Raw genomic sequence first — 23,965 nt, 5'->3', positions numbered from 1 at the left:
CGCATCCTGGGTGATTCGCTGATCGATCATCCCGGGAACTAGTGACATACCGCCTGGTATGCAGTGAGAATCAGCGGACCCTTACTGCTCCGTAGCGCCCACCGGGAGGACGCCGTGCTGAGCACGATGCAGGACGTACCGCTGACCGTGACCCGCATTCTCCAACACGGCGCGCGGGTGCACGGATCGTCCCAGATCACCACGTGGACCGGCGAGGCCGAGCCGCACCGCCGCAGCTTCCGCGAGGCCGCCGAACGCGCGCACCGACTCGCGAACGCGCTGCGCGACGGACTCGGCGTGCGCGAGGACGACCGGGTCGCGACGCTGATGTGGAACAACGCGGAGCACGTCGAGGCGTACTTCGCCGTGCCGTGCATGGGCGCCGTCCTGCACACGCTCAACCTGCGGTTGCCCGCCGAGCAGTTGGCGTGGATCGTGAACCACGCCGCCGACAAGGTCGTTCTCGTCAACGGCTCGCTGCTCCCGATGATCGCCCCGCTGCTCTCGAAGCTGCCGACGGTCGAGCACATCGTGGTGTCAGGCCCCGGCGACCGCTCCGTACTCGACGGCGCCTCCGCGCAGGTGCACGAGTACGAGGAGCTGATCGCGGACCGGCCGACCACCTACGACTGGCCCGACTTGGACGAACTCCGGGCCGCCGCCATGTGCTACACCTCGGGCACCACGGGCGACCCCAAGGGTGTCGTCTACTCGCACCGCTCCATCTACCTGCACTCCATGCAGGTCAACATGACGCAGTCGATGGGCCTCACCGACGCCGACACCTCGCTCGTCGTCGTCCCCCAGTTCCACGTCAACGCCTGGGGCCTGCCGCACGCCACGTTCATGACCGGCGTGAGCATGCTGATGCCGGACCGCTTCCTGCAGCCCGCGCCGCTCGCCGAGATGATCGAGTCCGAGCGCCCCACGCACGCCGCCGCCGTCCCCACCATCTGGCAGGGCCTGCTCGCCGAGCTCACCGCCAAGCCGCGCGACGTCTCCACGCTCACGCAGGTCACCATCGGCGGGGCGGCCTGTCCGCCCTCGCTGATGAAGGCGTTCGACGACCTGGGCATGCGGGTCTGCCACGCCTGGGGCATGACGGAGACCTCGCCGCTCGGCACCGTCGCCCGTCCCCCGGCGAGCGCCGCACCGGGCAGCGAGGAGGAGTTCGCGTACCGGCTCACGCAGGGCCGCTTCCCGGCCGGCGTCGAGGGGCGGCTCACCGGCCCCGGCGGCGAGCAACTGCCCTGGGACGGCGAGTCCGCGGGCGAGCTGGAGGTGCGCGGCCCCTGGATCGCGGGCGCGTACTACGGCGGTTCCGGCAATGAAGTGCTGCGCCCGGAGGACAAGTTCAGCGAGGACGGCTGGCTGAAGACCGGCGACGTCGGCACCATCAGCCCCGACGGCTTCCTCACGCTCACCGACCGCGCGAAGGACGTCATCAAGTCCGGCGGTGAGTGGATCTCCAGCGTCGACCTGGAGAACGCGCTGATGTCCCACCCGGACGTCGCCGAGGCCGCGGTCGTCGCCGTCCCCGACGACAAGTGGGGCGAACGGCCGCTCGCCACGGTGGTGTTGAAGGAGGGGGCGAGCGCCGACTTCGAGACGCTGCGTTCGTTCCTCGCCGAGAAGGTCGCGAAGTGGCAGCTGCCGGAGCGCTGGACGATCATCCCTGCGGTCCCGAAGACCAGCGTCGGCAAGTTCGACAAGAAGGTGCTGCGCAAGCAGTACGCGGAGGGGGACCTGGACGTCACCAGGCTGTGACGGCCTGTTTCACGTGAAACGGGGGCGGCTCGAAAGGGCCGCCCCCGTACGTGTGTTGAGGCTCGGAGCCCGAGGCTCAGGACCCGAAATTCAGGGCTCGAGATTCAGTTCGTGCCGATTTTCGCCAGTACGTCCACGATCCGGCCCTGCACCTCGGTGCTCGTCGACCGCTCCGCCAGGAACAGCACCGTCTCCCCCGCCGCGAGCCGCGGCAGCTCGGCGGGCTCCACGGCGGCCGTGTAGACGACCAGCGGAGTGCGGTTCAACTGCCCGTTCGCGCGCAGCCAGTCGATGATGCCTGCCTGCCGGCGACGTACCTGCAGCAGATCCATGACCACGAGGTTCGGCCGCAGCTCGGACGCGATGGCCACCGCGTCCGCGTCGTTCGCGGCCCGCTCGACCTGCATCCCGCGCCGCTCCAGGCTCGCGGTCAGGGCGAGCGCGATCTCCTCGTGCTCCTCGATCAGCAGCACCCGCGGCGGGTGCTGCTCGCTGTCCCGAGGGGCGAGCGCCTTGAGCAGCACGGCGGGGTCGGCGCCGTACGCGGCCTCGCGCGTCGCCTGTCCGAGGCCCGCGGTCACCAGGACCGGCACCTCGGCGGCGACGGCCGCCTGGCGCAGCGACTGGAGCGCGGTCCGCGTGATCGGCCCGGTCAGCGGGTCCACGAACAGTGCGGCGGGGAACGCCGCGATCTGCGCGTCGACCTCCTCACGGGAGTGCACGGTCACCGGGCGGTAGCCGCGGTCGCTGAGCGCCTGCTGCGTCGACACGTCCGGCGCGGGCCAGACGAGGAGTCGGCGCGGGTTGTCGAGCGGCTCGGGCGGCAACTCGTCGTCCATCGGCATCGGCTGCGGCCGGTTCGCGACCTCCACGGCACCGCCGGGGCCGTCCAGCGGCTCCGGGCCCTCGACGCCGTCCTGGTCGGGCGCGCCTATCGCGTAGGCGCGACCGCCGCCCTCGGAGGCGTTCGGCGACAGGAGCGGGGTCTGCTGCGGGTGCGGCCGGGCCTGGGCACCGGCCTGGGTGCCCTGCGGAGGCGTGCCGGGAGCGGCGCCCTGGGGCGGGGTGCCCTGGGCCCGGGTGCTCGGCGGCGGGGTGGTCTGCGCCGGGGGCTGCGGGGTGCTGCCGGTGTCCGGCTGCTCCTTGCGGTTCTCCTGCCGGTTGGACAGCTTGCGGCGCCGTCCGGAGCCACCGAGGGTGCCGGAGCCGCCCTGTGTCTGGCCCTGCGTCTGGCCTGCCGCAGGGCTCGGCTGCGGCGCGGCGCCCGGCTTCGGCGGAGCCTGCGGCGGCAGCGGCTGGACCGGTGGCTGCGGACGACGCTGCTGCGAGGCGACCTGGCGCCCGAACGGCACGCCCTGCCCCAGCGTCCGCACGCTGAAGGCCCGCCCCTGCGTCGAGTTCGTGTCACCGGAAGGGGCCGGGTCCTGAGCCTGAGCCTGCGGCTTCGGGGCCTCGGCGGGCAGCGGCTGGGCCGCGGCGGGGGTCGGGGCGCTCTCGGCCGGGGCCGCCGGGTCACTTTCCGGTTCGTCGGCCGGGGCGGTCTGCGGCTGGGGTTCGGGCTGGGCCGCGGATTCGGGTTCCGGCTGGGGCTTCGCCTGCATCGCGGCAGGGGCAGGGGCAGGGGCCTGGGCTAGGTCCTGGTCCGCCGCCGGTTCCTCCGGCTTGCTGACCGGTTCCGTACCCGGTTCCGTACCCGGCTCGCTCCCCGGCTTGTTCTCCGGCGGCAGCGCGGCGCCCGCGCCACCCGTCGTGGGCGTACCCAGGGCGGGAGTTGGCTGCGCCGGGTGCGGCTGCGGCGGCGTGTGGCCCGCGGAGGGGTGCGCCTCGGCGGTGTCGTGCTGGTGCGCCTCGTCCGGCACCGGAAGGGGCTGCGGCTGTGGCTGCGCGCCGCGTTCCTGAGGGGCGTCCTGCGGTACGTCACTGGGAGCGGGCTGCACATCGGCCTGCCGACCGGCCTGTTCGCCCGCCTGCGCCTCGGCCCGCGCTTCGGCCTCGGCCTTGGCCTCTGCCCGGTACTCCGGCGTGCGGTCGGCTTCGGCGGGCGGCAGCGCGAACACCTCGCGCGGACCCGCCTGCTGCTCCTTCGCCTGCTGCCCGCGCACCGCCGGAGCGCCCTGCGCGTCCTGTGCCGGTTGCGCGTTGCTGAGCGCGCGCCGGCCTCGGCGCCCGGAGGGCTGCGGGGCCCCGGCACCGGCCAACTCCAGCTCGCCCTGAGCCGGTTCGGCGCCCTGCTCGTCCGCTGGGGTGGACCCGGACGGCAGCGCGGGCAGGGCGGCCTGCTCCTGATGCCCGCCGCGCCGGGCCCTGCGCCCGGTCGGCGAGGGCACGCCCTGCGGCGGCACCGTTTCACCCAACGTCGGGGAAGCCGCATCGTGTTCGGACGAGGTCACCACGGCGCCCCGGGCGGCGTTCTCTTCCGGGGCAGGTCGTCCGCGCCTGCGGCCCGTACCGCTGGAGGGAGCCGGTTCCGGCTGCCCACCGCCCGAGACGCTGCTCTCCAGGAACGCGTCCGTCGAGGGCCCGGCGGCCCGCCGCGCCCTGCGGCGCCTGCTGCCGCCACCGGTGGCCTGCGCGGGAAGGTTCGGGTTCGCCTTGGCGGAGGCATCGTGCGAATCGGTGGCCTCGGAGCCCTCGACGGAGACGTTGGCGGGCACACCGCCGGGAGCCTCATCGGGCCCCGCCTCCTGATCGAGACCACCATCGGCCCCGGGAACGACCCCGGCGGCAGGAACGCCCCCACCATCAGGAACGACCCCGGCCCCCGTCCCGATCGGTACTTCGAGGACGTACGCGCTGCCGCTCATCCCCGGCATCTCGTGCGTCTGCAGCACACCGCCGTGCGCCCGCACGATGCCGTGCACGATCGGCTCGTGCACCGGGTCGCCGCCCGAGTAGGGACCGCGCACCTCGATGCGTACGTTCGCGCCCCGCTGCGCGGCGGCCACGACGACGGTCGAGTCGACGTACCCGGAGGTAGCGGGTACCCGGGCGTTGCCGGTCGCGTCGATCCCGGCGACGTCGGCGATCAGATGCGCGAGCGCGGTCGCGAGCCGCCCAGCGTCCACCTCGGCCTCTATCGGCGGCGCGTGCACGGCGAACTGCACCCGGCCGGGCCCGATCAGCTCGACGGCCCCGTCGACACCGGCGGCCACGACGGCGTCGAACATGACCTTCGTACGGGAGAGCAGGGAACCGCCCTCGTCCAAGGTCTGATAGGCCAGCACGTTGTCGACGAGCGTTGTCATCCGCGAGTACCCGGCGGCCAGGTGGTGCAGCACCTGGTTGGCCTCGGGCCACAGTTGGCCGGCGTCGTCCGCGGCGAGCTGGCTCAGCTCGCGGCGCAGCTCGTCCAACGGGCCGCGCAGCGACTGCCCGAGCACGGCGAGCAGCTGCGTGTGCCGTGCGGCCAAAGCCTCGTAGCGGTCCTTCTCGCGCTCCGCGAGCGAGGCGCCCCGCTCCTTCTCGGCGGACAGCTCCTCGGCGTGCTGCTCGCGGACGGCGGCGAGTTCACCGGTCAGCGCCTCGCGTACGGACGTGAGCTCGGAGCCCAGTTCCTCGCGTACGGACGTCAGCTCGGAGCCCAGCTCCTCGCGCACCCGCGCCAGCTCGGCGGCGCCCTCTTCACCGACCCGCCGCAGCTCGGCGGCGTGCTCCTCGCGCTCCTGCTCTGCGGCCTCGTCGCGCCGGGCGATCTCCTCGGCGTGCTCGACGGCCTGCTTCTCGGCGGAACGGCGGTCGGCGAACGTCATGACGGCGCCGACCAGTTGGTCCCCGTCGCGGACCGGCGCCGTCGTCATGTCGACGGGCACCTTCGCGCCGCTCTTGGCCCACAGCACCTGTCCGCGCACCCGGTGCTTGCGCCCGGAGCGCAGCGTGTCGGCGAGCGGCGACTCCTCGTACGGGAACGGTTCACCGTCCGGACGCGAGTGCAGGATGAGCGGATGCAGCTCCTGCCCGCCCAGATCGCTGGCCCGGAAGCCCAGGATCTGCGCGGCGGCAGGGTTGACGAGCACGATCCGCCCGTCGGTGTCGGTGCCCACGACGCCCTCGGACGCGGCGCGCAGAATCATCTCGGTCTGCCGCTGCGAGCGGGCCAGTTCGGCCTCGGTGTCGACGGTCCCCGACAGGTCCCGTACGACGAGCATGAGCAGCTCGGAGCCGCTGTAGCTCTGGCCGCCACCGGTGCCGTACGGATCCATCGCTTCGCGCGCGCCGTCGGAGAGATTGGCGGAGGTCACCTCGACGGGGAACTCGACGGCGTCGGTGCGGCGCGCGGTCATCCGCGTCGGCTTGGTCCGCCCGCGTTCGTCGGTCGCGGTGTCGGGCCGGCGCATGGAGCCGGGGATCAGCCGCGAGTCGAACTCGGGCAGGAGGTCGAGCAGGCCGCGCCCCACAAGTGCCGTGCCCGGGGCCTCGAAGGACTCCAGGGCAATGGAGTTGGCGTTGACCACGGTTCCGTTGGTGTTGACGAGCAACAACCCGTCCGGAAGCGCGTCAAGTATGGCTGCGAGGCGAGCAGCGCCTCGGGATGGCCTGCTGCTCACGACGACGGTTCCTCCCTGATTACTGCGACTTGCCGACCGCGTGGACCATCTTGCCTCGTGGCCCACGACGTATCACGGGAGGGAGTCTACGGGCAGAGGTTGAACTCGAGGCGCCGGATGCGACGGAGCCCACGTAGAGGATGTGGGGATCCCGGGCGGGCCGAGTCACGAGTCTGTGACCGTGGGACCGAGGGTCACGGCCCCGTCGCAGGCAGCACGGGCTCGAGCTGCTGCCACCGGGCGATCTCGCACCCGTTGCTCAATGAGTAGGAGGAGTCGACGAAGCGCCCGTGCCAGGTCCCGGTGACGCGGGCGGTGGCCTGGCCCCCGTACTGCATGGTGCAGCGCGCGTCGTCGGCCACCGGGGCGAACGGGTCCACGCCCTGTGCCTCCAGCTCGCCGAGCCGCCCGCAGGCCGCGCCGGGATCCGAGTGCGTCCCGCCTACCGGCGAACACTCCAGCTCGTACGTCCCGTCGCCGCCGTTGTCCGAGTCGGCGACGGTGACGGTCAGGTGATCGAGCCCAGTGTCCGCGTGCGCGGCGACGGGAGTGGCCGCGAGGAGGGCGAGCGGGCCGACGACGGACGCGACGGAGCCGACGGAGGCGATGAGTCGAGAAGAGATGCGCATGAACATGCCGTGTTCAACGCCCGTACCCACCCCGACGTTGCGGCCCGACACCCCCGGCTTTGCCCTGTGGCCTGCCCTCCTAGTACCGTAGGAGGCGATTGGTGACGCGCCGCTCAGCTGTGTCATCATCTGCACGCACCCACTCGCGCATCCGCGAGAGGGAGCTGCGCTGGAGGCGTCGCCTAGTCCGGTCTATGGCGCCGCACTGCTAATGCGGTTTGGGGTTTACCCCCCATCGAGGGTTCAAATCCCTCCGCCTCCGCACGCTGACCAGGGAGTTCATGTCATTCGGCATGGGCTCCCTCGGTCGTTTCCGGGGCGAATTCACAGCACATCGGAACCTTGATCGTCCGGGCCATCCGACAGTGACCGCGCCGAGTGTCCAGTTGGGCCAGATTTGTTCGCCGGGGTGAGGCGGTTCGTCTGATCGCCTTCGCTGCACCCGACGCACATGGCACAGTCGCCGCTATGACGTTGGACGACCTGCCGCGCTGGTTGGGCGGCTGGTGTGTGGACCAGTTGGGTAACGAGCCGGCCAGTGTGCTGTTCGAGCGGCGGTCGCTATCGGCGGTGTTCGGGCTGAAGCTGGTCGATGGACGAGACGTCGTGGTGAAAGCGCGGGAGGCCGACGGCCGGGCCGCTTCGTGTCTCGCCGCCCAGGCCCGGTTGGCGGAACGCGGGTTTCCTTGCGCCCGGCCGCTCACGCCCGTGGTCGGCGTCGGTGCGCTGGCCGTACACGCCGAGGAGTCTCGGGCAGGCGGGGAACTGCTGGGCGGCAACTCGCCGGACGTCGCTGTGCGCTACGCGGCGGTGTTCGCCTGGCTGATGGCCGAACTCGCCGATGTGACCCCGGCGCCGCCGCCGAATCCGCGCTGGGTGCGTTGGGACCATGCGGATTCAGGGACGTGGCCGGCCATCGACTTCCTCGATGAGCGGGACCAGAGCGCTGTGCCTGAGTATGTCGTCGAGACAGCCGAGCGAGCCCGGACGCGGCTGCTGGCCACCGGCTTACCGTGCGTGCTGGGCCACGCCGACTTCGAAGCGCAAAACCTCCGCTGGCACGACGATGACGTGTGGGCCGTGCACGACTGGGACAGCCTGGCGTGGCAGCCGGAGGCGGCGCTGGTGGGTGCGGCGTGCGGGGCGTTCGCCAGCGTCTCGCCGCCGACATTGGCCCCGGTCGAGAGTTCTTCCGCGTTCCTGGAGGCCTATCAGGATCTCCGAGGTCGTAGCTTCACCGTGGAGGAGCAGGAGATCGCGTGGGCCGCCAGCTTGTGGCCGGCGGCGCACAATGCCCGCTGGGAGGCGCTGCACGACGACCCCCCGAAGTCCGGTGACGCCGTCCGCGCACAAGCAGACGAACGTCTCCGCCGAGCGAATGCCTAGTGCTTCTCAGGAGAGGTCGTCAGGTCGATCAGGCTTCAACGTCGACGACGAAGGGCTCCTGACCCGGCTTCGGGAGCGGTGACCCAAGGAGTAGAAGCCGGTGCGCGTCGCGCAGGCCGCGATGCTTGTACCGCCCGGTCCGCGCAAGCATGGCCGCGTCCGCTCAACGCGTGTGCGCGGCTTCACTTGCGCCCCCGGCAGTTGGAGTAGAGGGCGAGCCCAGCCAGTATGAGGATGCAGATCCCGATCACGATCAAGAGGTCGCCGCCAGGAAGGGCCTCGCCGGTTGTGTTCGGCATGCGGCTCACTGTCTTCACTCCCGCTCGATAATCCCCCCCCCGGCTGTCGATGTGTGCGGGGGACGCTTAGCGGCGGGGCTAGGCGGACGAAAGTTGATCACAGGGGTTCGTTGTGGGTCCCACATACCTCGGGGCGACGTGCCTCGTCATGGCAGGCGACTGGCACAGCCGCCCTTGGCCGCGAGTCGCCGGTGTGGGCCAGCCTCTCTGAATGACCTGCGATGACGTGCTTGGGGGGAGTCACCCCTCGTGGTCGTTCGGCGAGGGGCAGACCGTTGTTGATGCGGCGTGGGGTTTACCCCCATCGAGGGGCGGTCCCTGCGTCTCCGCAGCAAGATCCGAAGACACGGTCCTGGGGGCCAGGGCTTCGGTGCTTTTCGGGGGTGGCCGCTGACTGCCTCGAAGTGCGTTTTCGCAGGTCAGGCCAGGTGGGGCAATCGGATTTCACATGGCGGCGGCAGTCATGTAATGTTCTTCTTGTCGCCGGGACGGGCCGAAAGGCCGGGAGCGGGGACAAGGAAAAATAGAAAAAAGCAAGCACTCGTAGCTTAACGGATAGAGCATCTGACTACGGATCAGAAGGTTGCAGGTTCGAATCCTGCCGAGTGCACACTGGTCAGAGGGCCCCGGACGATGAGTCCGGGGCCTCTTGCGTTTTCGGGTGTTGTCAGTGGCGTGCGTCATCCTGGCTCTATGACGTGGTGGTGCACCGGGATGCGGTGGCGTGGGGGCGGGCCGGTCTTCGGGTGGGTGGGGGACGGCGGGGCCGAGCGGGAGAGCGGGGTGCGGTTCGGGGAGGGCGTCGCGTTTCGGGTCGGTGGGGAGCGGCGGTGTCTCGGGGTGTGGCGGTCGGGGCGGTGGACCGTCTGTCCCGGGCGGGATGCCGTGCCGGTGCGGGGGACGCGGGCGCAGTGCGCGGAGTGTGCCGCGATCGACCGGTCGCGGTCCGTGGCCGCGGACACCATCGCCGATGACCCGCGGCCGTACCACGTGTATTTGGCGTGGTTCGGGGATGGGCTCGTGAAGGTGGGGATCACGGGCACTCGGAGGGGCCCTGACCGGCTGCTTGAGCAGGGGGCCGTTGCCTTTACATGGCTGGGGCGGGGGCCCCTGATGGCGGCGCGGCGGGCCGAGGAGTTGCTGCGGGTGGCGCTCGGGGTGCCGGACCGGATTCCGTACGAGAGGAAGCGGGCCGTGCGGGGCGGGTTGCCGGGGGTCGAGGAGCGGGGCGCCGAGTTGGTGCGGGTGCATGGCGTCGCGGCGGGGCTCGAGCAGTGGCCCGAATCGTTGGAGCGGCTGCCGTGGCAGGTGGTGGATCACGGGGAGGTTTTCGGGCTCGGCGGGATCGATCGTGTTGATGCCGTCGTGGGCGGGCTCGGTGAAGGGGACGTCGTCGCGGGGCGGGTGGTCGCCGCCGCCGGGCCCGATCTGCATCTCGTGGAGGCCGGCGGAGAGCGGCGGCTCGTCGTCGATACGCGGGTGCTCGCCGGGTGGCCGTTGGAGCGGGTGCCGCAGGGGGAGAGCGGGGTCGGAGGGGCGAGGCTCGAGGTGCGGGAAGTTCCGGGGGTGCAGGGTGGGCTCTTCTAGCGGGTCGGCCGACCGGCTGGTCCATTCCCTTCCGGTACGCCGGGGAACGAGGGATCGTAGGGACATGAGTGATCACGCGTATGCGACTGACGGGCCGGCAGTCCGGCCGTTGCCCGCCTTCGAACCGCCCTATTACGTCGTGGTGTTCAGCTCCGTGCGGACCCCGGGAGACCGTGGCTACGGGGAGGCAGCCGACCGGATGGACGAGCTGGTCAAGGAGATACCGGGGTACCTGGGGCACGAGTCCGCACGCAATCCCGGTGGGCTCGGGATCACCGTCTCGTACTTCCGGGACTCCGCCGCCATCGAGCAGTGGCGCTCCGTCGGCGAGCACCGCGCCGTGCAGAAGCAGGGCCGCGCCGAGTGGTACGAGCGGTACACCGTGCACGTCGCCAAGGTCGAGCGCAGTCAGGGGTTCGAGCGTGACTGAGCCCGGCCCCGACCACGGCGACCGCCTCGACTCCGAGCCCCAGCAGGTCGCCGCGTTCCTCGACCGGTACCGGCTCCCCGGCCTCGTCGACGTGCACACCCACTTCATGCCCGAGCGCGTGCTCCGCAAGGTGTGGGCGTACTTCGACTCTGCCGGGCCGCTCGTCGGGGCCGAGTGGCCGATCACGTACCGCGAGGAGGAGAGCGAGCGGCTGGCCCGGCTGCGGGAGTTCCGCGTCGAGGCCTTCACGTCGATGCTGTACCCGCACAAGGCGGGCATGGCGCGCTGGCTGAACGAGTGGGCGGCCGGTTTCGCCGCGCGTACGCCCGACTGTCTGCACACCGCCACGTTCTTCCCCGAGCCGGGCGTCGAGGCGTATGTGCGCGATGCCCTGGACGCGGGGGCGCGGGTGTTCAAGGCGCATGTGCAGGTGGGTGCCTATGACCCGAACGATCCGCTGCTCGATCCCGTGTGGGGGCTGCTCGCCGAGGCCGGGGTGCCGATCGTGGCGCACTGCGGGTCCGGGCCCGCGCCCGGAAAGCACACCGGGCCCGAGCCGATCGCGCGGCTGCTCGCCCGGCATCCGCGGCTGCCGCTGGTCGTCGCGCACATGGGGATGCCCGAGTACACCGACTTCCTCGCGCTCGCCGAGCGGTATGCGCAGGTGCGGCTCGATACGACCATGGCGTTCACCGACTTCGTCGAGCGGCACTCCCCATTCCCCAGGGACGAGCTGGGGCGGCTCGTCGACCTCGGGGACCGGGTGCTGCTCGGCAGCGACTTCCCGAACATCCCGTATCCGTACCTGCACCAGCTGGAGGCCATCGAGCGGCTCGGCCTCGGGGACGACTGGGTGCGGGCCGTGTGCAGGGACAATGCCGCAACGCTGTTCGGGCTCTACTGAGCACGGCCCCTTGTTCGTTTCTCGGATTCGTTTCTCAGAGTTTTCACAGGTACGGGAAAGGGTGCTCTCAGAGGCGCGTCGCAAGCTTGCGCCATGACCGCGACCTCGCCCCAGGGGCGTACCGAACTGCTGAGGCCGGACGGAAGCCCCGTCCGGGTGCTTGTCGTGGACGACGAGCAGTCCATCACCGAGCTGTTGTCCATGGCCCTGCGCTACGAAGGCTGGCAGATCCGCACCGCGGGGGACGGGACGGGGGCCATGCAGACGGCCCGCGAGTTCCGGCCCGACGCCGTCGTGCTCGACATGATGCTGCCGGACATGGACGGGCTCAGCGTGCTCGGGCGGATGCGCCGCGAGCTGCCGGAAGTGCCCGTTCTCTTCCTGACCGCCAAGGACGCCGTCGAGGACCGGATCGCGGGGCTCACGGCGGGTGGCGACGACTACGTCACCAAGCCGTTCAGCCTCGAAGAGGTTGTCGCGCGGCTGCGTGGGCTCATTCGCAGGACCGGCGCCGCCGACCGGCGCAGCGAGTCCGTGCTCGCCGTCGGCGATCTGATGCTGGACGAGGACAGCCATGAGGTGTCCAGGGGTGGGGACAACATCCATCTCACCGCCACCGAGTTCGAGCTGCTGCGCTTCCTCATGCGCAATCCGCGGCGCGTGCTCAGCAAGGCGCAGATCCTCGATCGCGTGTGGAGTTACGACTTCGGCGGGCAGGCGAACGTCGTCGAGCTCTACATCTCGTACCTGCGCAGGAAGATCGACGCCGGGCGCGAGCCGATGATCCACACCCGGCGCGGCGCCGGCTATCTGATCAAGCCCGCCATGGCCGCCAGCACGACGTCGTGAAGCGCAGGGGCCGGCCTCAGACGCTCCGGACGCGGCTCGTCGTCACGGCCGTCGCGCTGATGGCCGTCGTGGCGTCCGTGATCGGAGTCGTGTCCGCCGTCTCGCTGCACTCGTACCTGTACGACGAGCTCGACAAGCAGGTGTCCGGCATAGCGATGCGGGCCGGCGGGCCGAAGGGTGACTTTCCCGGCGGGTCCGGGCCCCGTGGCCAACAGGAATTCGGCGACCTGGCCTTCGTGACGATGGGCTCCCCCGCGGGGACCCTCGGGGCGGAGGTCAGCGGCGGGAAGGCCACCGACGGCGAGGTCAGCGTCGAGGGAACGAACACCGCGGGCGGCGGGCAGATCCAGACCGACGGGCTGTCCCAGGACGTGCTCGACGCCCTGGACGACGTCCCTCAGAGTCACGACAGGACCCAGCCCACCACCGTCGACCTGCCGGGTCTCGGCAGCTACCGCGTCCAGTACGTCTCCGGCTCCAACGGCGACTACTACGTGGGCCGCCCCACCGACCAGGTCGACTCCACCGTCAACAAGCTCATCGCCACCGAGCTGCTCGTCGCCGCCGCGGCCCTCGTCGCGGCCGGTGCCGCCGGGGCGATCATGGTCGGCGTCAACCTGCGGCCACTGCGCCGCGTCGCCGCGACCGCGACCCGGGTCTCCGAACTCCCGCTGCACAGCGGCGAGGTGACCCTCTACGAACGCGTCCCGGAGTCCCTGGCCGACCCCAGGAACGAGGTCGGCCAGGTCGGCGCCGCGCTCAACCGCATGCTCGACCATGTGCACGGCGCCCTCGAATCACGCCAGCAGAGCGAGATGCGGGTGCGCCAGTTCGTCGCGGACGCCAGCCATGAACTGCGTACGCCACTGGCCTCCATCCGCGGCTACGCCGAGTTGACCAGGCGCGGTCGCGAGGAGACGGGGCCGGACACCCGGCACGCGCTCGGCCGCATCGAGTCCGAGGCGGACCGGATGACCGGGCTCGTCGAGGACCTGCTGCTGCTCGCCCGGCTCGATGCCGGCAGACCGCTGTCGTACGAGCCGACGGATCTGTCGCCGCTGGTCGTCGACGCGCTCAGCGATGCGCGGGCCGCCGACCGGGAGCACGAGTGGCGTCTGGAGCTGCCGGACGAGCCGGCCGCCGTGCTGGCCGATTCCGCGCGGCTGCATCAGGTCCTCGTCAACCTGCTCGCGAACGCGCGTACGCATACGCCGCCCGGCACCACGGTGACCGCGCGCGTGCATCGGCAGGGTGGGTGGGTCTGCCTCGACGTGCAGGACGATGGGCCGGGTATCCCCGAGGAGTTGTTGCCGCGGGTCTTCGAGCGGTTCGCGAGGGGCGACTCCTCGCGGTCTCGGAAGGCGGGGTCCACGGGGCTTGGGCTGGCCATCGTGCAGGCCGTTGCGGCGGCGCACGGGGGGTCGGTGACGGTGGGCAGTGTGGTCGGCCGGACCGTGTTCACGGTGCACTTGCCGGCGTACGCGGCCGGGTTCGTGGCGGGTCCCGGGGTTGACGACGCGGGGCTCCGCCCCGGACCCCGCGCCTCAATCGCCGGCGGGGCTTGAATTTGCCCGGACCCCGCGCCTCAATCGCCGGCGGGGCTTGAATTTGCCCGGGCCTCGTAGCCTCTCGTCCAGGAGCGGGGCTTGACGTTGCCCGGCCCTCGTAGCCTCTGGCTCGAGTGCGGGGCTTGATGTTGCCCGGTCATCGTCCCAACGCGGCTTGGTTTTTGTTGGGGATGGACTCACAGGCGGGGCAAAGCCTCACCACACAGCCCTAACAGGGCAGTTGGTGAATGTCGGTGGTATGCGAACCGACTCTTCTCCGGGCATTGACCCCACCGTCTCCGCGAGGTTCGGGGCGCTGCCGGCGCGGGAGCACCTCCCTGCCGGCAGCGGCGATGTGCCGGTCCTGGACGTTGTCATCCCCGTCTACAACGAGGAGAAGGACCTCGGTGAGTGCGTGCGCAGGCTGCACCACCACCTGGTCCGCACCTTCCCCTACCCCTTCCGCATCACCGTCGCGGACAACGCCTCCACCGACAGCACGCCCGAGGTGGCGCACGAACTGGCCGCCGAACTGCCGGAGGCCACGTACTTCCGCCTCGAGCAGAAGGGCCGCGGGCGCGCCCTGCGCACCGTGTGGTCGGCGTCCGACGCGCCGGTCCTCGCGTACATGGACGTGGACCTGTCCACCGACCTGAACGCGCTGCTCCCGCTCGTGGCGCCGCTGATCTCCGGGCACTCCGACCTCGCGATCGGCTCCCGGCTCGCCCGCGCCAGCCGGGTCGTGCGCGGCACGAAGCGCGAGTTCATCAGCCGCACGTACAACCTCATTCTGCGCGGCTCCCTGCAAGCCCGTTTCTCCGACGCCCAGTGCGGGTTCAAGGCGATCCGGCGCGACGTGGCGCAGGTACTGCTGCCGCTGGTCGAGGACACCGGCTGGTTCTTCGACACCGAGATGCTGGTGCTCGCGGAGCGGGCCGGGCTCCGGATCCACGAGGTGCCCGTCGACTGGGTCGACGACCCGAACTCGACCGTGCACATCGTCAAGACGGCGACCGACGACCTCAAGGGCGTCTGGCGCGTCGGCAAGGCGCTCGCCACCGGCTCGCTCCCCCTCGACCGGCTCGCGCGCCCCTTCGGCGACGACCCGCGTGACCGGCGGCTCACCGACGTGCCCAAGGGGCTCGCCCGCCAGCTGCTCGGCTTCTGCGTCGTCGGCGGCCTGTCGACGCTGCTGTATCTGCTGCTGTACTCGGGCTTCCGCTCGTTCTCGGGCGCGCAAGTCGCCAACGCGGCCGCGCTGTTCGTCTCGGCCATCGTCAACACGGCGGCCAACCGGCGTCTGACGTTCGGGGTGCGCGGCCGGGACAAGGCCGTACGCCACCAGGCCCAGGGCATCGTCGTCTTCGGCATCGGCTGGGCCCTGACCGCCGGCTCGCTCGCCGCGCTTCAGACGGCCTCCGGCGCGCCCGCGCACTCCACCGAGCTGATCGTGCTGATCGCGGCCAACCTCGCGGCGACGATCCTGCGCTTCCTGCTCTTCCGGGCGTGGGTGTTCTCGGACCGGTCCGAATCCGCCGACCGGACAGCCGACCGGAGCACCCCCGAGCCCGCCCCCATCCCCGTACGGAACTCCGAGGTTCCGCAGGCAAGGACGACCCAGCGATGACCACAGACACCCGACCCTCGTACGAGGCGCCTCCCGCGCCTCCCGCCGAGTCGCCTCCCCGGGCGGCATTCCCTACGCGCGTGTGGCGCGGCAGGCCCGAGGACCCGCGCTGGGCCCGCCCGGCGTTCCTCGGCATGCTCCTCGTGATCACGGCCGCCTACTTCTGGAACCTCTCCGCCTCCGGCTACGCCAACTCCTTCTACTCGGCGGCGGCCCAGGCGGGCAGCGAGAGCTGGAAGGCGTTCTTCTTCGGCTCGTCCGACGCGGCGAACGCGATCACCGTCGACAAGCCGCCGGCCGCGCTGTGGCCGATGGGCCTGTCGGTGCGGCTCTTCGGCCTCAACTCGTGGGCGATCCTCGCTCCGCAGGCCCTGATGGCCGTGGCCACCGCCGGTCTCCTGTACAGGGCGGTACGCCGCCGGTTCAGCGCCGCGGCGGGCCTGATCGCCATGGTGGTCCTCGCGACGACTCCGGTCGCCGCGCTGATGTTCCGCTTCAACAACCCGGACGCGCTGCTCGCGCTCCTGATGACCGCCACGGTGTACTGCGTCGTGCGCGCCATGGAGCACGGCCGCACCAAGTGGCTGATCTGGGCGGGCGTCGCCGTCGGCCTCGCCTTCCTCACCAAGACCTTGCAGGCCTTCCTGGTCCTGCCGCCGCTGGCGGTGCTCTACGCGGTGTTCGCGCCGGTACGAGTACGCAAGCGGTTCGGTCAACTCGCCCTGTCCGCCGTCGCGATGATCGTCGCGGGCGGCTGGTGGGTGGCGATCGTCGAGCTGTGGCCCGCGTCCTCGCGGCCGTACATCGGCGGCTCCCAGAGCAACTCGTTCCTTGAACTGACCTTCGGCTACAACGGACTCGGCCGCATCAACGGCGACGAGGCCGGCTCCGTCGGTGGCGGTGGCGGTGGCGGTGGCGGCGGCGCGGGCGGCGGCACGGGACAGTGGGGCGAGACCGGCCTCACCAGGATGTTCAACTCCGAGATCGGCAGCCAGATCTCGTGGCTGATCCCCGCCGCGCTGATCCTGTTCGTCGCGGGCGTGGTCCTGACGTGGAAGGCCAGGCGCACCGACACGGCGCGCGCCGCGTTCCTCGCCTGGGGCGGCTCTCTGTTGGTGACCGGCCTGACGTTCAGCCTCATGGCCGGCATCTTCCACCAGTACTACACGGTGGCCCTGGCCCCGTATCTCGCGGCCGTCATCGGCATGGGCGCCACCGTGCTGTGGGAGGAGCGGGCGCGGCTCGCGTGGTCGGTGACGCTGGGCGCCTCGGTCGTGGCGACGGCCGTGTGGGGGTACGTACTCCTCGGCCGGACGTCGGACTATCTGCCGTGGCTGCGCTGGGTCGTGCTGATCGGTGGCCTCGTGGCGGGTGCGGGCCTCGCTCTCGCGGGCCGGCTCAACCGTCAACTCGCGCTCGGGGCCGCCGTGTTGGGCCTGCTCGCCTCGCTGGCCGCCCCCACCGCGTACACCATCTCGACGCTGAACACCGGGCACACCGGGTCGATCGTGACGGCGGGGCCCTCCGGGTCCAGCATGATGGGCGGCCCTGGTGGTGGGCCCGGTGGCGGCGGCAAGGGCGGCGGTCCCGGCGGGATGCCGGGCAAGCAGGGCGGCAAGGCCGGAGGAGGCATGGCGCAGGGGCAACCCCCGACCGGCGGCGGCAAGGGCTTCCCCGGTGGCGGAACGCCGGGCCAGAGCCAGAAGCAGGGCTCCAAGCAGCAGGGCGGCATGCCCGGCGGTGGCAAGACCGGTGCTCAGGCCGGTGGCAAGACCGGTGCTCAGGCCGGTGGCAAGGGCGGCGGCGGAGGCGGCGGCATGGGCGGCCTCCTCAACGGCGCCACGGTCAGCAGCAAGGCCAAGAAGCTGCTCCAGAAGAACGCCGGTGACTACACCTGGGCCGCGGCCACGATCGGCTCGCAGAACCAGTCGAGCTACCAACTGGCCACCGGCGACCCGGTGATGGCGATCGGCGGCTTCAACGGCACCGACCCGTCCCCGACGCTCGCCCAGTTCAAGCAGTACGTCGAGGACGGCAGGATCCACTACTTCATCGGCAGCGGATCCAGTGGCGGCGGCATGGGCGGCTCCAGCTCCGGCACGTCGACGAAGATCACGAAGTGGGTCGAGGCCAACTTCAAGTTGGTGACGGTCGGCAGCAGTACGTTCTACGACCTGACCCAGCCCAAGTAAAAGCGGTTGTACGGCGTACAACACATCCTCTACGGTGTATGGGAAACTTCAGCCCATGCACCGTAGAGGAGTGCCCATGGCCCCCACGGCCGACCCGGCCACCCAGGCACCCCAGGTCACCGCGGGTCACCCCCAGCGCTGGCTCATCCTCGGCGTCATCTGCCTCGCCCAGCTGACCGTGCTGCTCGACAACACCGTCCTGAACGTCGCGATCCCCTCCCTCACCAGGGAGCTGGAGGCCTCGACGTCCGACATCCAGTGGATGATCAGCGCCTACTCGCTCGTCCAGTCCGGCCTGCTGCTCACCGCGGGCAGCGCCTCCGACCGCTACGGCCGCAAGAAGATGCTCGCGGCGGGCCTCGCGATCTTCGGCGTCGGCTCGCTGACCGCCGCGTTCGCGGGCTCGACGGGGCAGTTGATCGCGGCCCGCGCGGGCATGGGCGTCGGCGGCGCGCTGATGATGACGTCGACGCTCGCCGTCGTCGTACAGATCTTCAGCGAGGCCGAGCGCGTCAAGGCGATCGCCCTGTGGTCCACGGTCAGCACGATCGGCTTCGCCGTCGGTCCACTCGTCGGCGGCGTGCTGCTCGACCACTTCTGGTGGGGCTCGATCTTCCTCGTCAACATCCCGGTCGCACTCATCGGCCTCGTCGCCGTGCTCGCCCTGGTCCCCGAGTCGAAGAACCCGTTCGGCGACCGCCCGGACCTGCTCGGCGCGGTGCTGTCCACCGTCGGCATGACCGGCATCGTGTACGCGATCATCTCGGGCCCCGGCGACGGTTTCACCTCCGCGCCCGTCCTCGTCTCGGCCGCGATCGGCCTCGTGTCCATGGCCGCCTTCGTGACGTGGGAGCTGCGGATCCCGTATCCGATGCTCGACATGCACTTCTTCCGGAACCGGAGGTTCACGGGCGCGGTGACGGGCGCGATCCTCGTCGCCTTCGGCATGGGCGGCTCGCTGTTCCTGCTCACCCAGCACCTCCAATTCCTGCTCGGATACGGTCCGTTGGAGGCGGGGCTGCGCACCGCGCCGATGGCGCTCACCGTCGTCGCGCTCAACCTCACGGGCGTCGGCCCCCGGCTGCTCGGCAAGCTCGGCACGCCGGTCACCATCGCGTCCGGCATGACGTGCATGGCGGCGGGGCTCGCGGCCATCTCGCTGCTCGGCGGGGGTGGTTACGGCGGCATGCTGCTCGGCCTGGTCGTCATGGGCGCGGGCATGGCGCTCGCGATGCCGGCGATGGCCAACGCCATCATGAGCGCGATTCCGCCCGAGAAGGCGGGCGTGGGCGCCGGGGTCAACGGCACCCTCGCGGAGTTCGGCAACGGGCTGGGGGTCGCGGTGCTCGGCGCGGTCCTGAACGCCCGTTTCGGCGCGCTCGTGTCGGTCTCCGCGGCCTCGTTCCCCGCGGCGCTCGCGGCGGCGGACTCGGCCGGGGAGAAGGCCCGTATCAGCGAAGCCTTCTCCTCAGGTCTCGAGACCAGCCAGCTGGCCGGCGCGGCCGCCGTCCTCGCGGGCGGCCTGCTCGCGGCGGCGTTGCTGCGCAGGGCGGAACAAGCGGAGAACCGGCAGCGGTGACTTCCGCTTAGCATCGGTGCGGGTGGGGAGCGGTCCTGTGCGCAGGCCCGATCCGCCCGCGTACGAGGAATCCCTGGGAAGGAACGCCATGGCGAAGGCAGCGCGGATGAGCGTCTGGCTCGAGGACACGGATGGCGCCGTGGAGCCGAGGCCCAGAGCGTCGCGCGGCCGGCGGGCCGAGCAGCCCAGCGGGCTCGACCGGGAGCGGATCACCCGGGCGACGGTGGGGCTCCTGGACGCGGAGGGGCTCGCCAAGTTCTCGATGCGGCGCCTCGCGGGCGAACTGGGCGTCACCGCGATGTCCGTCTACTGGTACGTCGACACCAAGGACGACCTCCTCGAACTCGCCCTCGACCAGGCCTTCGGCGAGCTGGAGATCCCGGACACGGACGCGGAGGACCTGCCGGACTGGCAGACGCAGCTGCGTGAACTGGCCGCCATCTACCGGACGTTGCTCGTCCGGCACCCGTGGATCTCGCCGCTCGTCGGCAACTACCTCAACGTCGGCCCGAAGTCGCTGCTGTTCTCGCGGGCGGTACAGAGGGTCATCGCCCGCACGGGCCTCACGCTGGCGCAGCAGCGCGGCGCCGTCTCGTCCGTCTTCCAGTTCGTGTACGGATACGGCACCATCGAGGGCCACTTCCGGCAGCGCTGCGCCGAGGTGGGGCTTACGCAGGACGAGTACTTCCACAAGGCGATGGCGGCGTTTTCCGTTCCGGAGGAGATGGCGGACGACTTCTCGCATGCGGATCGGATGATGGAGGCGGTGGAGGAGGGGGGTGACGTGGACGCGATGCGCGACATGGACTTCCAGGTCGCCCTGGACCTCCAGATCGCCGGCATCGAGTCCCTGGTGGCCCACCACACTTGACGCCACGGGGCTCCGCCCCGGACCCCGCTGCTCAATCGCCGCAGGGGGTTGAAAGGCCTGCTCAATCGCCGCAGGGGCTTGTTAGATCAAGGCTCGCCGACGGTTGGTATTTCAAGCCCCGCCGGCGATTGAGGCGATCTTTTCAGCCCCGCCGGCGTTTGAGGCGCGGGGTCCGGGGCGGAGCCCCGTGAGCGGGGCCCCTACGGCTGCGCGAACTCGCCGTCCGTGGAGGCGCCGGAGGCGATGCCGTATTCGGGTTCCGGGACCGACGTGGGGGACAGCAGCGTGGAGCGGCGGCCGTCCACGCCGACCGGGACGTCGCCGTCGATGGTGACGCGGCGCAGGGTGCGGGTGTGGGCGTCGGAGTCGTCCACGCCGTAGTGCTGGGTGGCCCGGTTGTCCCAGATGGCGACGTCGCCGGCGCGCCACTGCCAGCGGACCGTGTTCTCCGGCCGTTCGACGTGCGACTGGAGGATGTTGATCAGCGCGCGTGAGTCGCGGGCGTTGAACCCGGTGAGCTTCTGCAGGAAGTTGCCGAGGATCAGGGTGCGTTCGCCGCTCTCCGGGTGTACGCGCACGACCGGGTGCTCGGTCTGGAACGTGGTCGACGTGAACACCTTGCGGTGCTGTTGGAGCGCCTCGGACGGGGCCTCCGGGCGGGCCGCCGCGTAGTCGTAGTCGTTGGTGTGCACACCGCGCAGGCTGTCGGCCAACACCCGGACGGGCTCCGGGAGTTCGGCGTACGCGGCCGCGGTGTTGGACCACAGGGTGTTGCCACCGTACGGCGGGACGACCTCGGCGCGCAGGATGGAGAACGCGGGGTAAGCGGGCACGAACGTGACGTCGGTGTGCCACTGGTTGGCGCGCCCGCCGTGCTCGTTGTCGATGCCGAGCGCGTAGCGGCCGTCGACGGACGGGACGGTGGGGTGGGCGACCGGGGTGCCGAGGAGGCGGGCGAACGCCTCGTGGCTCCCGGCGTCGAGGTGGTCCTGGTCGCGGAAGAAGACGACCTTGTGTTCCACGATGGCGGCCCGGACCGCGGCCACGGTGGCCTCGTCCAGGTCGCCGCCGAGACGGACCCCGGAGACGACGGAGCCGATCCGGCCACCGACCTTCTCGACGGTGACGGCGGGCGCGGTGGGTGCGGTGGACGTCATGGCGGGACCTCTTCACTGGGTGGGTGGGCGGTTTCCGCTTCGGCCGGGGCGGCGGGCCGCGGCGCTCATGAACAGGAGCTTGGCCAGCGGTCCGAGAGCCGGTCAAGGTCCTTCGGGAGCGCTTCACGACCTTGCAATGCGTGGCAATACGTGCGACATGTCAAGGGGTGACTCGGCGGTCCGGGGTACTCGCCGGGGATGGATCGTCTATCGCACATCCGACACGAAGATCACGAGGATCGGGACGCGCAGGAGCGGTTCGGTCCGGACCCGGAGGTGGAGCGCCGTTCTCCGGACTCTCCGACGCAGCTGCCGAAGCGCTCGTGGTGGGCCGCGCTGCGAGGGACGCTCAAGGAGTTCAAGGACGACGAGCTGATCGACCGTGCGGCGGCGCTGACCTACTACAGCGTGCTTTCGCTCTTCCCCGCCCTGCTGGTGCTGGTGTCACTGCTGGGCGTCGCGGGCGAGTCGGCCACCGACAAGCTGCTCGCCAACGTCAGGCAGCTGCCTCCCGGATCGGTGCGGGACATCATCACCCGGGCAGTCGAGCAGTTGCAGGGAAACGCCGGGCTCGGCTCTGTCATGGCGCTGGTCGGCCTGGCCCTGGCCGTGTGGTCGGCGTCCGGTTACGTGGCGGGGTTCATCCGCACGGCCAACGCCGTGTACGACATGCCCGAGGGCCGCCCGGTCTGGAAGGTGTTGCCGATACGTCTCGGCGTGACCGTGGTGCTGATGCTCCTGGCCGTCGTCAGCGCGCTCATCGTGGTCTTCACCGGCAGTCTCGCCAAGGAGGCCGGCGCCGCGCTCGGCATCGGTGACACGGTCCTTACGGTGTGGTCGGTCGCCAAGTGGCCGGTCGTGGCCCTCCTGGTCATCACCATGATCGCGATTCTGTTCTGGGCCACCCCGAACGCGAAGGTGCGTGGCTTCCGCTGGGTCACTCCGGGCAGCTTCCTGTCGCTGGTGCTGTGGCTGGTGGCCTCCGCCGGTTTCGCCTTCTACGTCGCCAACTTCGCCTCGTACAACAAGACCTACGGCACCTTCGCCGGCGTGATCGTCTTCCTGGTCTGGCTGTGGGTGAGCAACCTGGCCGTTCTGCTCGGCCTTGAATTCGACGCCGAGGCGGTGCGGCAGAAGGCGATCGCAGGCGGCCACCCGGCAGAGGAGGAGCCGTACGCGCAGCCGCGTGACACGGCCAAGTGGGACGAGCAGGACCGGCGTCGCATGGACATGGACTGACGGGTACTCGACCGACCGATTGAACCGACCGATTGAGGAGATGAGGGGAGACCATCATGCAGTCGAGTGGCGACCGCACGGCGTTCGCGCGGGGCGAGGCACCGGTGAGCGAGCTGGTCCAGCAAGCCTCGCGGCAGCTGACGGAGCTGATGCGTTCCGAGATGCGGCTGGCGCGGATGGAGACGGCCGAGAAGGCCAAGCGCTTCGGCTTCGGCGGCGGCATGTTCGGCGGCGCGGGACTGGTCGGTTTCCTCGCCTGCCAGGCGCTGGTGGCCACTGCCGTCGCCGCTCTTGCCCTGGCCGTGCCGCTGTGGGTCTCGGGGCTTGTCATCACCGGCGTGCTGCTGATCATCGCTGCCGTCATGGCGGCCCTGGGCAGGAAGCAGCTCCGCAGGGCCACGCCTCCCGCGCCGCGGCAGACCATCGAGAGCGTCACCGCCGACATCGACGAGATCAGGGAGAGGGCCCACCGATGACCCCGGACAAGTCCACCGAGAAGACGTCCGCTCCTGGCGCGGAAGAACTGCGTGAGCACATCGAGGACACCCGCGAGGAGTTGGGGCAGACCGTGTCGGAACTGGCCGCCAAGGCCGACGTCAAGGCCCGCGCCCGGGACACGGCGGCGCAGGCCAAACAGCGGGCGGACGACAAGACCGCGGAGTTGCGGACCCAGGTCGCCGACAAGGCCGCCCATGCGGCGCGGCGCGTCAAGGACAAGGCCCCCGAGCCGGTGAAGTACGGGGCTGCCCGCGCCACGGACCAGCTGCGGACCACCGCCACCCGGGCGGGCCACCTGGTGCAGGACAAGGCTCCCCGCTCCGTCACGGACACCGCGCACCGTGGCGTGGGCGCCGCCCGACGGAACCGGGCGCGGCTGTTGGGCGGCACCGGGGCGCTCGTGATCGTCGCCGTCCTCGCGCGGCGGCGCCGGAGGGGGCACCGTCGATGAAACCCGTCGAGATCGCCTACAAGCCCGTCGGACTGCTCCTGGGTGCCACCAGCGGCTGATCGCCGGAGCGGTGTTCAAGAAGACCTGGAAGGTGCTCCGGCAAGAGGACGACGCGCCCGATGCCACCGATGAGGACCGCACGTGGCGAGAGGTGCTCCTGGCCGCCGCGGTGCAGGGCGCCATCTTCTCCGTGGTCAAGACGGCCGTCGACCGGGGCGGCGCCACCGTCACCCGCGGCCTGACCGGCACCTGGCCCGACTGAGGAACGGGTACGACGACAACCCAGAGCCGGCCTCACGTCAACCTGACAGGCCCTAGTAGTGCTTCGTTAGGTTCTGGCTCTGGTGAGCGGACGGCCGCAGGTGGTGCAGATGCCGGTCCAGCACCGCAGCATGTCCTGGAGGGTGTC

17 protein-coding genes, 2 tRNA genes and 1 pseudogene are annotated in these 23,965 nt (G+C 70.9%); 17 read left to right on the top strand and 3 right to left on the bottom strand.

Annotated features, from left to right (window positions below; all coding sequences use genetic code 11):
* Positions 1-114 precede the first annotated feature (114 nt).
* Positions 115-1,767, top strand: a complete 1,653-nt coding sequence (locus ABT004_RS06925) for a long-chain fatty acid--CoA ligase (protein WP_351332043.1) — start codon at positions 115-117, stop codon at positions 1,765-1,767.
* A gap of 104 nt (positions 1,768-1,871) precedes the next feature.
* Here the strand turns inward: ABT004_RS06925 and ABT004_RS06920 are convergent, their stop codons facing one another.
* Both ABT004_RS06920 and ABT004_RS06915 read right to left on the bottom strand, forming a co-directional pair.
* Positions 1,872-6,311 (bottom strand): PAS domain-containing protein, encoded by a 4,440-nt coding sequence (locus ABT004_RS06920; RefSeq protein ID WP_351332040.1) that lies wholly within the window; start codon positions 6,309-6,311, stop codon positions 1,872-1,874.
* A 194-nt stretch (positions 6,312-6,505) separates the two neighbouring features.
* The gene (locus ABT004_RS06915; protein WP_451191307.1) at positions 6,506-6,946 is read right to left on the bottom strand and encodes an SSI family serine proteinase inhibitor; all 441 of its coding nucleotides are present in this window, start codon (positions 6,944-6,946) and stop codon (positions 6,506-6,508) included.
* 165 nt (positions 6,947-7,111) lie between these two features.
* Here ABT004_RS06915 and ABT004_RS06910 point away from each other — a divergent pair.
* The 12 genes from ABT004_RS06910 (at position 7,112) to ABT004_RS06855 (ending at position 20,211) form a co-directional block, all read left to right on the top strand.
* Positions 7,112-7,202 (top strand) — tRNA-Ser (locus ABT004_RS06910).
* A 206-nt stretch (positions 7,203-7,408) separates the two neighbouring features.
* Positions 7,409-8,326, top strand: a complete 918-nt coding sequence (locus ABT004_RS06905) for a phosphotransferase (RefSeq protein ID WP_351332035.1) — start codon at positions 7,409-7,411, stop codon at positions 8,324-8,326.
* An 836-nt stretch (positions 8,327-9,162) separates the two neighbouring features.
* Positions 9,163-9,235 (top strand) — tRNA-Arg (locus ABT004_RS06900).
* A 104-nt stretch (positions 9,236-9,339) separates the two neighbouring features.
* Positions 9,340-10,212, top strand: a complete 873-nt coding sequence (locus tag ABT004_RS06895; protein WP_351332275.1) for a DUF2797 domain-containing protein — start codon at positions 9,340-9,342, stop codon at positions 10,210-10,212.
* Positions 10,213-10,276: 64 nt separating this feature from the next.
* Entirely contained in the window at positions 10,277-10,642 is a 366-nt protein-coding gene (locus ABT004_RS06890; protein WP_351332033.1) for an antibiotic biosynthesis monooxygenase family protein, read from the top strand.
* Entirely contained in the window at positions 10,635-11,546 is a 912-nt protein-coding gene (locus tag ABT004_RS06885) for an amidohydrolase family protein (protein WP_351332031.1), read from the top strand. The genes ABT004_RS06890 and ABT004_RS06885 overlap by 8 nt, the downstream gene beginning before the upstream one ends.
* A gap of 93 nt (positions 11,547-11,639) precedes the next feature.
* Entirely contained in the window at positions 11,640-12,395 is a 756-nt protein-coding gene (locus ABT004_RS06880; RefSeq protein ID WP_351332028.1) for a response regulator transcription factor, read from the top strand.
* A 59-nt stretch (positions 12,396-12,454) separates the two neighbouring features.
* Entirely contained in the window at positions 12,455-13,960 is a 1,506-nt protein-coding gene (locus ABT004_RS06875; protein ID WP_351332273.1) for a HAMP domain-containing sensor histidine kinase, read from the top strand.
* Positions 13,961-14,201: 241 nt separating this feature from the next.
* Positions 14,202-15,569: a bifunctional glycosyltransferase family 2/GtrA family protein gene (locus ABT004_RS06870; protein WP_351332026.1), complete on the top strand. Its 1,368-nt coding sequence runs from the start codon at positions 14,202-14,204 to the stop codon at positions 15,567-15,569.
* Positions 15,566-17,761: a glycosyltransferase family 39 protein gene (locus ABT004_RS06865; RefSeq protein WP_351332024.1), complete on the top strand. Its 2,196-nt coding sequence runs from the start codon at positions 15,566-15,568 to the stop codon at positions 17,759-17,761. Before ABT004_RS06870 ends, ABT004_RS06865 begins: the two co-directional genes overlap by 4 nt.
* A 76-nt stretch (positions 17,762-17,837) precedes the next feature.
* Complete coding sequence (locus tag ABT004_RS06860) at positions 17,838-19,340, top strand: MFS transporter (protein WP_351332021.1); 1,503 nt, start codon at positions 17,838-17,840, stop codon at positions 19,338-19,340.
* Positions 19,341-19,428: 88 nt separating this feature from the next.
* On the top strand, positions 19,429-20,211 hold the full coding sequence (locus ABT004_RS06855) for a TetR/AcrR family transcriptional regulator (protein WP_351332018.1): 783 nt from the start codon (positions 19,429-19,431) through the stop codon (positions 20,209-20,211).
* 200 nt (positions 20,212-20,411) lie between these two features.
* Here the strand turns inward: ABT004_RS06855 and ABT004_RS06850 are convergent, their stop codons facing one another.
* Entirely contained in the window at positions 20,412-21,368 is a 957-nt protein-coding gene (locus ABT004_RS06850; RefSeq protein ID WP_351332016.1) for a TauD/TfdA dioxygenase family protein, read from the bottom strand.
* A gap of 198 nt (positions 21,369-21,566) precedes the next feature.
* On the opposite strand from ABT004_RS06850, the gene ABT004_RS06845 reads away from it, so the two are divergent.
* The 4 genes and pseudogenes from ABT004_RS06845 (at position 21,567) to ABT004_RS06830 (ending at position 23,818) form a co-directional block, all read left to right on the top strand.
* Positions 21,567-22,607 (top strand): YihY/virulence factor BrkB family protein, encoded by a 1,041-nt coding sequence (locus tag ABT004_RS06845; RefSeq protein WP_351332013.1) that lies wholly within the window; start codon positions 21,567-21,569, stop codon positions 22,605-22,607.
* A 56-nt stretch (positions 22,608-22,663) separates the two neighbouring features.
* A complete protein-coding gene (locus ABT004_RS06840; RefSeq protein WP_351332011.1) occupies positions 22,664-23,083 on the top strand; it encodes a phage holin family protein in 420 nt (139 codons plus the stop codon).
* Complete coding sequence (locus tag ABT004_RS06835) at positions 23,080-23,556, top strand: DUF3618 domain-containing protein (RefSeq protein WP_351332009.1); 477 nt, start codon at positions 23,080-23,082, stop codon at positions 23,554-23,556. The genes ABT004_RS06840 and ABT004_RS06835 overlap by 4 nt, the downstream gene beginning before the upstream one ends.
* Positions 23,553-23,818: pseudogene (locus ABT004_RS06830) on the top strand (DUF4235 domain-containing protein). Before ABT004_RS06835 ends, ABT004_RS06830 begins: the two are co-directional and overlap by 4 nt.
* The last annotated feature ends 147 nt before the right edge of the window (positions 23,819-23,965 follow it).

This window comes from Streptomyces sp. NPDC002790 (assembly GCF_040295505.1).
Lineage (GTDB): Bacteria > Actinomycetota > Actinomycetes > Streptomycetales > Streptomycetaceae > Streptomyces.
Note: the sequence above shows the minus strand (reverse complement) of the source record. Positions and strands in the feature narration are given on the sequence as shown.